This is a genomic window from Roseibium aestuarii, from assembly GCF_008477545.1.
Classification (GTDB): Bacteria; Pseudomonadota; Alphaproteobacteria; order Rhizobiales; family Stappiaceae; genus Roseibium; species Roseibium aestuarii.
The window spans coordinates 19,400-31,649 of the sequence record NZ_VORA01000010.1 but is presented as its reverse complement, the minus strand read 5'-3'; the positions used below and the strand labels follow the sequence as shown (position 1 = coordinate 31,649).

The following is a 12,250-nucleotide window of genomic DNA, read 5'->3' as shown; positions in this document are numbered from 1 at the left end:
CAGGCTTATACGCACCCACCCCAAAACCGTCAACGCCAAAAAATCCACCAAACCACAATTTTCAGATCCACCCCCACACCCCCTGTGAACAACGCAGACATCTCCACAGCCTCAAACCCCGAAATCCTCCCGTATTCCAGACATTTCAACAGCATCCTAACAAACGTTAACCAAACAAAGCAGCATCACAGCGCCTCCCGCACCCGGCCCGCCGGGCCGATCCGGCCATCTGTTGTGCGCCCATGCAGGCTGCTATGATTGCCGTCCCATGCTTAGCAAAGATCTCTCGACGGCCTTTCCCTTGAGCTCGGGCCGCCTGCACGAAGTGCAAGGCCCCGCCGCCCCCTCCCTTGCAGCCATCGCCATTGCCCGGTCCGGCGGCAAGGCCTTGTGGATCCAGGAAAGCTGGAACCGGGCCCTGATCCATCCCGCAGGCCTGGCACTCTTTCTGGATCCGGCCGATCAGCTGCTGGCCCGCACCGCGTCCCAGGCCGAAAGTCTTGCCGTAGGTGAGGAAGCCCTGCGGTCCGGAACCGTGGGCTTCGTGGTTATCGAACTGGTGCAGCCCATCGGGTTGCGAGAGGGACGACGGCTGCAGCTGGCGGCACGAACCGGCTTTGAGACAGGGCTCCGGTCGGGGCCATCCTCCGGGATCAATCCCGTGCAACCCACATGCATATGTCTCATCCCCGAAGGGGCAGGGTCCAATGTCGCGGAAACCCGCTGGCAGGCGGAGCCGGTCTTTGATCCGGTCAACCGGGACTCGACTCTGATGCGCTGGGAAATTATAAAGAACAAAAAGGGAACATTTGGGACCTGGCATGTACAGTGGATCCGGGAAACGCGTTGTCTCCATGTGGTTTCCCCGGTTGGCGAGCGACCGGGTGTTGCGGGCGCGCCCGACTGACGTGCCTTTCGCGCTGACCCTGCAGACAGGGTCCGTCAACCGGATCCATTGCCTGAATGCCAGGGCCGAGCGGCTCGGGCTCTATCGCGGCATGGCATGGGCGGATGCCCGCGCCTTCTGCCCCGATCTGACCAGCGAGGAAGCGGACCTGTCTGCCGAGGCGCGGTTTCTGGCGGGCCTGCGGCGATGGGCCTTGCGCTATTGCCCCTGGGTGGGGCTGGAGGAGCCCGACGGGCTGGTGCTCGACATCACCGGGTCAGCGCACCTTCATTCCGGAGAAGACGGCATGCTGGCCGACATGCGGCAACGGCTCATGCGTGCCGGCCTCTCCGTTCGTCTCGGCCTTGCCGACACGCGCGGTGCGGCCTGGGCTCTGGCCCGGCATGGAGAGGGCATCGCGCCGGCGGGCAAGCCCCTGGAAGCGCTCGCCCCTCTGCCGGTTGCCGCCCTTCGGCTGGAGCCGGAGACCATCACGTCCTTGCAGCGGCTGGGCCTGCGCACGATCTGCGATCTGGAGGGAACCGCCCGCGCGCCCCTTGCACGACGCTTCGGCCCACAGGTCCTGCGGCGGCTGGATCAGGCCCTCGGACGTCAACCGGAGCAGATCTCCCCCCTGTCAGACCCACCGCATTATGGCGTCCGGATCACCCTGCCCGAACCGGTCGGCCTTGTGGATGATGTCATGGCCCTGACCGGCCGGCTGCTGGACCAGCTGTGCGACAAGCTCGCCCGCTACGGGGAAGGCGCCCGGGTCCTGCACCTCACCCTGCACCGGGTGGATCAGGCGGCCCATCAGATCGAGCTACGGCTGGCCCGCCCCGTGACGGAGGCCCGCCGCATCCTGCCCCTCTTCGAACGCAGCGTAAGCAAGGTCGATGCCGGGTTCGGCATCGAACGGCTGCGGCTGGAGGCAACCGCCGTCGAACGGGTCGAGGCAGAACAACTCGGGCATGGCGCGGGCCCAGCGCCCAGCGGACTGGAAGACCTGCTGACCCGCATCGGCACCCGGATCGGCATCGAGAACATCCTGCGCTTCGAGCCGGTGGACACCCATATTCCGGAACGCAGCTTCCTGCTGGCCCCGGCCTGCTCCCCCGTGCCCGGGCGCGTGCCGCCCGCCTCGCACCTCACCTGGACCACGCTGCGCCCCCGCCCCTTGCGCCTGTTCCCGCCCGAGCCGATCGATGGCGCCGGTTCGCGGCCGCCGGAGCGGTTTCGCTGGCGTCGCATGAGCTTTTCCGTCGGCCATGCGACAGGCCCTGAACGCATTGCTCCGGAATGGTGGACCGAGGACGAGACCTGGCAATCGGGTCTGCGCGACTATTGGCGGGTCAGCACCCGGCAAGGCCGACGGCTCTGGCTCTTCCACACGCCCCAAAAACCCGGCTGGTTCGTGCAAGGGGAATTCCCGTGAGCCCCATTGCTCTTCCTCTACCTGCCGTTTCTGCTCCGGCACCGGTGCCCCCATCGCCGCGCTATGCAGAGCTGTGCGTGACCTCGAACTTCACCTTCCTGACGGGGGCTTCCCATCCGGAGGAACTGATGCTGCGCGCTGCCGAGCTGGGGCTGGAGGCGATCGCCATTACCGATCGCAACAGCCTGGCCGGGGTGGTTCGGGCTTATTCCGCTCTGAAAACGCTTCGCGAAGAGGCGGAAAAGGCCCTGCGCATCCGCTCGACGGCGCAAATCGATCCCAGTTCGCGCCAGGACGCCGGCCTGGCGGTCGATCTGCCCATCGGCCTGTGCGGCCCCTCCCCATTGAAGCTGCCGAAGCTGATCGTCGGAACCCGCCTGGTGCTGCGGGACTGTGCGGTCGAGTGGATTGCCCTGCCAACCGACCGGGAGGCCTATCACCGCCTGTCCCGACTGCTGTCCCTGGGCAAGGGCCGGACGGCCAAGGGCGACTGCCATCTGGAGCTTGCCGATCTGGAAACCGGGTGCCAGGGCATGATCCTGATCGCCCTGCCTCCGCGCGACCTTCAGACCGCATCGGCCCCGATACACCGGCTGCAACGGCGCTGGCCCGGCTTGGTGTTTCTGGGCGCATCACCCCGCTATGACGGCTCCGACCAGTCCTGGTTCGACGCCTGTGCGGCCCTGGCCCTGCGCATTGGAACCCCGATGGTGGCAGTGGGGGACGTGCTCATGCATCACGGCAGCCGGCGGCAACTGGCGGACGTGCTGACCTGCCTGCGCGAGGGGCTGACCATCGACCGGATCGGCACCCGTGCCCTGCCCAATGCGGAGCGGCGGCTGAAGGGCCCTCAGGACATGGCTCGCCTCTACCGTAACCATCCGGCCGCCCTGCGCCGCAGTCTGGAAATCGCCGTTCGCTGTGGCTTCGACCTGTCGGAACTCAGCTACGAATACCCCGATGAAGGCACGGGGAGCGAGACCTCGCAGGAGCGTCTCGTCCGTCTTGCCCGGGAAGGGCTTGAGCGCCGCTATCCGCACGGAACCAGCCAGCGGGTGCATGACCTCATGACCAAGGAGCTCGGGCTTGTGGGCGAGCTGGGCTACGCCCCCTATTTCCTTACGGTCCATGACATCGTCCAGGAGGCAAGGTCCCGCGGCATCCTGTGTCAGGGACGCGGTTCAGCCGCAAACTCCATCCTCTGCTATCTGCTCGGCATCACCGACGTGTCTCCGGACATGATCGGCATGGTGTTCGAACGCTTCATTTCCCGCCACCGGGGCGAGCCGCCCGACATCGACGTGGATTTCGAGCACGAGCGCCGGGAGGAAGTGATCCAGTGGATCTACGAGAGATATGGCCGCCACCGGGCCGGGCTTTGTGCCACCGTGATCCACTTTCGCACCCGCGCGGCCATCCGCGAGGTCGGCAAGGTGATGGGTCTGAGCCAGGACGTGACGGCCAATCTGTCCGGGCAGATCTGGGGCCAGTCGAACGAGGGGGCCGATCCGAAACAAGCCCGCCAGATCGGCCTCGACACGAAAGACCGACGCCTGGCGCTCACCATGCGCCTCATCCGCGAGATCATCGGCTTTCCCCGCCACCTCAGCCAGCATGTCGGCGGCTTCATCATCACCCGTGGCCGGCTCGACGAGCTGTGCCCGATCGAGAACGCCGCGATGGAAGGCCGGACCGTCATCGAATGGGACAAGGACGACATCGATACCCTGGGGATCCTGAAGGTGGACATTCTCTCCCTGGGCATGCTCACCTGCCTGCGCAAGAGCTTCGAGTTGCTGGAGCGCCATGAACGCCAGTCACTCAGCCTCGACACCGTGCCCCAGGAGGACAAGGCCACCTACGACATGCTGTGCCGGGCCGATGCGGTCGGGGTGTTTCAGGTCGAAAGCCGCGCACAGATGAACTTCCTGCCCCGCATGCGGCCACGCACCTTCTATGATCTGGTGATCGAGGTGGCGATCGTGCGTCCCGGCCCCATCCAGGGCGGCATGGTCAAACCCTATATCCGCCGGCGTCAGGGGCTGGAAAGGCCCGAACCTTTCGGCCCTGCCCTGGAAGAAGTCACCCGCCGCACCTTGGGCGTCCCCCTGTTCCAGGAACAGGCCATGCGCATTGCGGTCGTGGGGGCCGGCTATTCCGCCGAAGAGGCGGACCGGTTGCGGCGGTCGCTCGCCGCCTTCCGGCGCATGGGCACCATCGGCGAGCATCGTGATCGTTTCATCGCCGGCATGCGGGCAAACGGCTACAGTCAGGACGTGGCCGAGGCCTGTTTCTCGCAGATCGAGGGCTTTGCCGATTACGGCTTCCCGGAAAGCCATGCGGCCGCCTTCGCCATGCTGACCTATGTTTCCTCCTGGCTGAAATGCCATCACCCGGCGATCTTTGCCTGCGCCCTGCTCAACTCCCAGCCCATGGGATTTTACGCTCCCGCCCAGATCGTGCGTGACGCCCGTGAGCATGACGTGGACGTGCGCCCCATTTGCGTCAACGCCAGTGCCTGGGACAACACGCTGGAGCGGCGCGCCGACGGGAGCTGGGCGCTGCGCCTGGGCTTCCGCCAGATCAAGGGGTTCCGCGCAGAAGATGCGGACTGGATCGCCGCAGCCCGGGGCAACGGTTATCCGGATCCCGAAAGCGTCTGGCTGCGCGCCGGCATTCGCCCTGCCGTGCTGGAACGGCTGGCGGAGGCCGATGCGTTCCGCGCCATGGGGCTGTCACGCCGGGACGCCCTGTGGCAGGTGCGGGCAATCCGCTCGCCGGCCCCCTTGCCGCTCTTCTCCGATCCCCTCGACGGGGAAGGCATCCGCGAACCGCTCGCCAACCTGCCGGCCATGCATCTGGGGGAAGAGGTGGTGGAGGATTATGTCTCCATGCGCCTGACCCTGCGCGCTCACCCCATGGAACTGCTGCGCCCGGCCATTGCCGGTCTGCTGCCCCACGATCAGCTTGCGACCACGCCGTCACGCGTCGTTAGCGTCTGCGGCCTGGTCATCACGCGCCAGCGCCCGGGCACGGCTTCCGGGGTCATCTTCCTGACACTGGAAGATGAAACCGGCGTGTCGAACATCGTGGTCTGGCCGAAGGTCTATCAGCGGTTCCGCCGGGCCGTGATGCAGGGACGCCTCCTGCGGGTCAGCGGACGCCTGGAGCGCGAAGGGATCGTCGTTCACCTCATCGCGGACCGGATCGAGGATCTTTCTCATCGCCTGTCGGACCTGGGACACCCGCTCGACGGGGCCGTCGGCATCACCCTGCCTCAGGCCGACGAGGCGCCGCGCCCCCCACGGATCCTCCCCACCGCCCGCCACCCGCGCGAACAGGCCCGGCACCTGTTCCCCAGCCGAGACTTCCACTGACCCTGCATTTTTCAGGGAAGACCAATGTGGCGAAGCCCCGGCTCCACCCAATGAATCAGCAGAACAACCCCCACGACGAAAAGTCAGGACGTGCTGCCTCAGGCTCTTGCTATTGCAGCGCATCCTGGGGTCAGTTACCCTGCGCGCAATCGAAGATAGGGTACGCCCGGACATGCAAGGCTCGATCGGATCCCATTCACGCGCGAGTGGCTTGCGCAGGCAGACGGACATCGTCTTTGCCCTGATCGTCCGCGAGATGACGACCCGCTATGGCAACAAGTTCGGCGGATACATCTGGGCAATCCTCGACCCGGTGCTCACGGTCGGAATCCTGACCCTTGTCTTCTCCGCCGTCACCCACCTGCCGCCTCTCGGACGCAGCTTCACCCTGTTCTTCGCCACGGGCTATGCCGTCTTCTATATGTACCGATCAATGGCAGATCAGGTCTGCTCGGCCGTCGAGGCCAACCGGGCCCTGCTCAACTATCCGGTTGTCACGCCGTTCGACACCATTCTCGGAAGGATCATCCTCCAGACAGCGACCCTTTACGTGGTGACGCTGCTTCTCTTCGGATCAATCTACCTCCTGCAACCCTTCTATCTGGGTGACCTGCAGCCCATCCTTCTGGCTTCGCTCCTGGCAATCACGCTCGGGGCGGGGGTCGGGGCCGCCAATATCGTCTGGTTCCACCTGAGCAGCACCTATCAGCAGATCTGGGGCATCATTAACAGACCGGCGTTCATGGTCTCCGGGGTCTTTTTCCTGCCCGACAAGCTTCCGCCACCGTTTCGAGACTACATTCTATGGAATCCGCTGGTTCACATCGTCGGCCTGTTCCGAACGGGCTTTTACCCGACATACCGGGCAGACTACGTGAACCTGTGGTTCGTCGGAGGACTCGCAATCTTCTCGTTAGCCTTCGGCCTTTTCCTGGTCTGGCTCTTCGACGCGCGCCTGAGGGAGCAACAATGATCCGCCTCGACCGTGTCACGAAAGGGTTCAAGCTCAAGGGCACGACCCGCTACATCGTGAAGGACGTCTCCTTTACCATTCCGCGCGGCGACAGCATCGGACTACTCGGCCGCAACGGCGCAGGCAAGTCAACACTCTTGCGGCTGATCGCCGGCACCATCAAGCCGAGCTCGGGGCGGATCATCCGCCGCGCCAACGTATCCTTCCCGCTTGGCTTCCAAGGCAGTTTCAACGGATCCCTGACAGGCGAACAGAACGTTCGCTTCGTCGCACGCATCTACGGCCACGATACCGAGGACCTCGTTGCTTATGTGGAAGACTTCGCCGAACTCGGGAAGGCCTATCAGATGCCAGTGAAGACCTATTCCTCCGGCATGAAAGCCCGACTGGCCTTCGGTGTCAGCATGGGAATCCACTTCGACTACTATCTCGTGGATGAAATCACCGCTGTCGGAGATGCGAATTTCCGACGCAAGTGCAAACAGGTTTTCGAGGAAAAGCTCAACCACTCCGATATCATCATGGTCTCTCATACAGACAGCGCACTCAAGGATTACTGCACGACCGGCGTCGTGCTTGAAGACGGCGCGTTAACCTATTATCCCAACATTGATGATGCCATAGCGGCGCACAATGCCAACATGGCGCGTCGCTGACCGTCCAAGCGCAAGGAAGACAGAGAGCCATGACGCCTTCGGACCAGACCGCGCGGCCCGTTAAAGGGGACAAGATCCGGGGTGCCGCGAACGGCGACAAGACCGTATCGAAACCGGCTCGAGAGGGCGCCTTCGTGGCCCTGCCCGAGGATGGGAAGGCTCGACCGGATCGCGCCTCGGGGTCCGGGGATCTCGTTGCACGCCTGAAGAAGACAGGCCTTGATCCACATCGCCTGCTCGACCTGGCCCTTCCAGGAACCGGCACGTCCAGCCGCTCTCGCCCGAGAACACGTCACAGGCTGATTGTCCTCGGCTTCTTTCTCTTCGTCGCCCTGCCCTCCCTGCTTTTCTCCGGCTACATGGCGTTCTTTGCCAGCGACCAGTACAACAGCACCGTCGCCTTCGCGATCCGGAGCTCAACCCAGGGTGCGGCGACGGATATCCTCGGTCTGGTCCTCGACAGTGGATCTGAATCCACTGCCTCAAACAGCTACATCTTGCAGGATTACATCCGCAGCCAGGCGATCCTCGAAGATCTGGAACCCTCTCTTGATCTGACGGCCATCTTCAACCGCTCCGGAGCGGATTGGCTTTTCCGCATGGGCGAGGACCTGCCGATCGAAGCGCGGCTCGATTACTGGGAAAGCATGGTGGACGTTCACTACGACGCGACTTCTGGCGTGATCAACGTGGACGTGCGCAGCTTCGACCCGAACGATTCCGTGCGCGTCGCGGAAGCGATCCTTGCCCGCAGTGATGCGCTCGTGAACCAGCTCTCCGATGCGAACCGGCGCGAAACTCTCCGTTTCGCCGAAGAAACCGTGGCCAGGGCAGAAACACGTCTGCGGGCGATCCGCAGGGAAATGTCAAACTATCGCGACAAAACGCAGGAAGTCAGCCCGGAAGACAACGCCCGCCTGACCATGGAGATGATTGCCGGACTGGAGCAGGAAATCGCCAGCAAGACGGCGGAACTGAGCATCCTCTCGTCGTATCAGGTGCAGGACTCTCCCCGCGTCCGCCTGCTCCAGGAGACCATCTCCGCCCTCGAAGCTCAGGTTGACGGCTACAGGAACAAGCTCGGCGATGGCCGTGTCGCCGCGACAGAGGGCGAGCGAGATACCGCTGCCCAGGCAGCCCTATCCCGCGGCGACCGCCTGTCTCAGCGGATCTCCACATACACGGATCTCAAGCTGGAAGAGGAATTCTCCAACCGCTTCTACGCAACCGCCCTCGCCGGGCTGGAAAAGGCACGCCAGGACGCAGCGCAGAAGCACATGTACCTTGCAACCTTCATCAAGCCCACGCTCTCCGAGCAGGCCCAGTATCCGCATCGTCTGGCCTACTCTCTCTTCACGGCCCTTGCTCTCTTCGGACTATGGGGCGTGGCCGTCCTGCTCTACTACAACATCCGCGACAGGAACTGAGGGTGCTTCGCAGTCTCTTGACTGCACCAGTCGTGAACATCAGGACGAAGCCAAGCTACGCCCTATCGGTCTCGGCCAAGCACTCATGCCTGACCAACCTCAAACGCTCTCCCCCGCGCAAATACCATGAGAAGTGAATGCCGAAAGTTTCATTGATCCTCCCGTGCTACAATGTAGGCGAGTGGCTCACCCAAGCCCTCGACAGCGCCCTTGCGCAAACTCTCGACGACATCGAGATCATTCCAGTCGACGACGGATCGAAAGACAATACTCGGCAGATAATCCAGGATTACGCCGATCGATACGCGCATATTCGCCCGATCTACAAAGAGAACGGCGGCTATGGAACCGCTGTAAATGCAGGATTGAAGGTCGCCCGGGGTGACTACATTTCAATTCTCGAACCTGACGACTTCATCATGGAGGACTATCTCTGGATTCTCTATTCAGAGGCGCGCCTGAATGGATTAAGTGAAGTTACGATGGATTTTGTGACTGTTGGCCACACAAGGCGGCCTCAAATAACAAACCGCACAAACCTAAATGAAAATAAGAAACACTTAAACGTACTCTTTAAGTCGCGTCCAGATTATAACTTCGAAAAAATAAAGTTACACGCGCGCCAGATCCGGAACTCAACCCCCGGGACGGGCTATCAATTGGCTCACGGGAAAGTGGAAATAATTCATGTTGAATTTACCGAATCCAATCTGGATGTGACCATATCACATAGTCAAAAGAATCCGAAAAACCACTTCCACCAAATACTATCAGCATTTTATGCGAGTTCCTACATTTATATAAATGAGAAAAATAATATAAATCGAGATGTATTTAAAAAAAATTACATGTCCGCGATGAACGATTTTTTTATAAATCATAAGTCCAAGGCAGTTCATGATACATGCAAATACTTCATTGACACCATTACAACAAATGACGCCTCAAAGTCGGTCGTTGACGGGGAGCTATACATAATTAGCAGAGCATACCTAGAGAGATTGTTCGATTATAGCTTCCAGAACGAACTGATCGAAGCCTCAACTTTCATCAAGGGCGCTGAGGAAGCTCTCATAAAAATTCGCTACAGAAAAAAAGTAACTCATTCGACGAGACTCGAGAGAATTTCAAATACTGTCAATTCGACGTCGAAAGCAAATGAGGAATCATTCGCCGACTATGTAAAAGATAAGAGCATCGCAATTGTAGGAAACTCCCCTTCTGAGATCGGAAGAAACAAGGGAGAAATAATAGACAGTCACGATATTGTATTTAGGTTTAACAATTTCAAGTTGGACCAAAGCTCTATCAACGACTACGGCACAAAAACGAACTGCTGGGTCATCACCCCAGCCATCGAAACGATATACAGAAGGGAATTTATCCCGTCTTTCGACTACGTAATATCACCCAGATATTCATTAAAGCGACCCGTCGATAGGTGCCTCGTCATATATAATCTGATGTTATGCGGAGCTAAATACTTCGACTATGACTGTGACAGAATTAGATTGATGTCCAACAATATATCCATATCAACGGGCCTCTCCTTCTTAATATATACATTAGGAAAGACGACACAAAAAAACACAGTAAGTATATTTGGTTTCTCTGATCAGAAATCAGAGTCACAAGGAAGGCATTACTTCGATGACGACCCTGTCAAAGATAGTTCTGTAGATTTTCATAATTGGAATTCGGAACGGGAATACATTCAAAAAATCCAAACAGAGCGAAGCCAATTGGGACAACGCCAATGAAACACTACCTACACTGCCATCAAGGATTTGACCTAAATAAAGGAGGTACGGTAGGATATCTGTCAAGTCTTCTTGATGGAATGGAGCGAAACGAAGAATTCGTTAGTAGCACTGGAGTACAGCACGCTTTTCTATTTCCAGATATAGGCCCGGACGATCGGCTTCCAAATATAAGATGCGATTTGCTCCGGTCTAATACTCCATTCATAGAGGCCTATAAGGAAACAGATCTCCTAAAGTTTTACAATGTTCAGCATTGGTTTCACTCGGTCATTCCACCCTCAGAGTTCATGAAGATCGATGTCCGCAAGATCACATCGGTTCACATTCATGGCGCCTACAACTTCCTTCCGGTCTATAACTTCTTGCGCCTCTGCGGGATTGAGAATGACGTTGTGAAGATACTGACCACACATAATCCGTGGAAGCCTGAGTTCGAAGACGTCTTTCACTTCACCAAGAACCGGCCCAGGGAGTGGCTCGTTCAGAACGAAGCAAAGATCGCAGGATACCGGCATTTCCTCCGGCTACGTGACGACTTTGCCTTCCGCATGTCAGATGCGCTGTTCTTCCCGAGCGAACACAGTATGGAAGGATACCATCAGGACTGGCCGGAGTTTGCTGAAATTGCTGCATCCAAGCCAATCTACTTCTCGGTCACGGGAACGGAAAAGAAGGCTGTCTCCTTGTCAGCAGATGCAATGCGAGCTCAGCACGGAATACCGGCAAATGCCCGGGTCTTCCTCCACCTTGGTCGGTTCATTCCGATGCGAGGTTTCGATCTCTATGTTGAAGCTGCGAAACAGGTGCTGGGGCGCGATCCAAATGCGTGGTTCCTCGCCGTCGGAGAGAAGCAGGACAAGCCATCCCTCGATCATCCGCGTTGGATTGAAGTCCCATTCACGACCGCTCCCGGCAATTATCTGAACCTTGCCGATGCCTGCGTCATCGCGAACCGCGGATCCTATTTTGATCTTAGCATGATCGAAGCACTTTCGCTCGGAACACCGCTCGTGAGCGCAAAGATAGGTGGCTACAAATATCTTGAAGGCAGAACCGACGGTGTTCTCTATTTCGAACCAGGCTCCGTGGACAGTCTAACTGATGCACTCACCCGCTTTTGCCAGCTCTCACCCGAAACACTCACCGAGTGGCGGCGCAGCAACGCCGCTTTGTATGAAAGAGAGATGACACCACAGAAATTCGCAACCGGTTATCAGGACACGATCGACCAGCTCTACGCAGACTTCAAGATCCGGCCAACTGACCGAAAAATCGTACGCCTACCCTTTGAATTACCACGTGACGAGACAACCCCCATGCTCAATTCACCGCGGGCGACCACGGCGCCAGGCACATCGTTTGCAGCCCCTGCCGGGCTTCCGCACGGATCCAAGACGCCAGTAACCGCTCCAGGCGCAGCAAAGCTCGCTGAAGAACTGGAACAGAAGGGGCTACTCCAAGCAGCGGCAGATCTCTACCGCACAGCCGCTTATCTCGACCCCAAACGCCCGGACTTGCGTCGTAAACTGGCGGAAGTTCTTATCCGGCTCGGAAACCGTGCAGAGGCGATTTCGCACCTAGAATATGCGTCAAACCTGATTCCCAACAACCGCAATCTCCAGAAACGTCTTGCAAAGATCAAGCACCCCATCCGGTCGCTGTTCACGCGAAGCGAGCCCTTCAAGGGCTAAGAGTTCAATTCCCCGGCGCCCCTCGCAAGCGCCGGGGAACGA

At 59.5% G+C, this 12,250-nt stretch carries 8 protein-coding genes; all 8 read left to right on the top strand.

The window, feature by feature from the left end; genetic code table 11:
- The first annotated feature begins 268 nt into the window (after window positions 1-268).
- The 8 genes from FR728_RS19035 (at window position 269) to FR728_RS19000 (ending at window position 12,208) form a co-directional block, all read left to right on the top strand.
- Window positions 269-907, top strand: a complete 639-nt coding sequence (locus FR728_RS19035) for an ImuA family protein (RefSeq protein ID WP_149894323.1) — start codon at window positions 269-271, stop codon at window positions 905-907.
- Window positions 855-2,321 carry a Y-family DNA polymerase gene (locus FR728_RS19030; RefSeq protein WP_244304773.1) on the top strand — a complete coding sequence of 489 codons (1,467 nt, stop codon included), beginning with the start codon at window positions 855-857 and terminating at the stop codon, window positions 2,319-2,321. The genes FR728_RS19035 and FR728_RS19030 overlap by 53 nt, the downstream gene beginning before the upstream one ends.
- Window positions 2,318-5,698 (top strand): error-prone DNA polymerase, encoded by a 3,381-nt coding sequence (locus FR728_RS19025; RefSeq protein WP_280115360.1) that lies wholly within the window; start codon window positions 2,318-2,320, stop codon window positions 5,696-5,698. Before FR728_RS19030 ends, FR728_RS19025 begins: the two co-directional genes overlap by 4 nt.
- A 172-nt stretch (window positions 5,699-5,870) precedes the next feature.
- Complete coding sequence (locus tag FR728_RS19020) at window positions 5,871-6,671, top strand: ABC transporter permease (RefSeq protein WP_149894321.1); 801 nt, start codon at window positions 5,871-5,873, stop codon at window positions 6,669-6,671.
- Window positions 6,668-7,327, top strand: a complete 660-nt coding sequence (locus tag FR728_RS19015) for an ABC transporter ATP-binding protein (RefSeq protein ID WP_149894320.1) — start codon at window positions 6,668-6,670, stop codon at window positions 7,325-7,327. Before FR728_RS19020 ends, FR728_RS19015 begins: the two co-directional genes overlap by 4 nt.
- 29 nt (window positions 7,328-7,356) lie before the next feature.
- On the top strand, window positions 7,357-8,754 hold the full coding sequence (locus FR728_RS19010) for a KpsE/RkpR family capsule polysaccharide export protein (protein ID WP_149894319.1): 1,398 nt from the start codon (window positions 7,357-7,359) through the stop codon (window positions 8,752-8,754).
- Window positions 8,755-8,891: 137 nt separating this feature from the next.
- Window positions 8,892-10,514, top strand: coding sequence for a glycosyltransferase family 29 protein (locus tag FR728_RS19005; protein WP_149894318.1), 1,623 nt, complete (start codon window positions 8,892-8,894; stop codon window positions 10,512-10,514).
- A gap of 290 nt (window positions 10,515-10,804) precedes the next feature.
- A complete protein-coding gene (locus FR728_RS19000; RefSeq protein ID WP_188318968.1) occupies window positions 10,805-12,208 on the top strand; it encodes a glycosyltransferase in 1,404 nt (467 codons plus the stop codon).
- Window positions 12,209-12,250 lie beyond the last annotated feature (42 nt).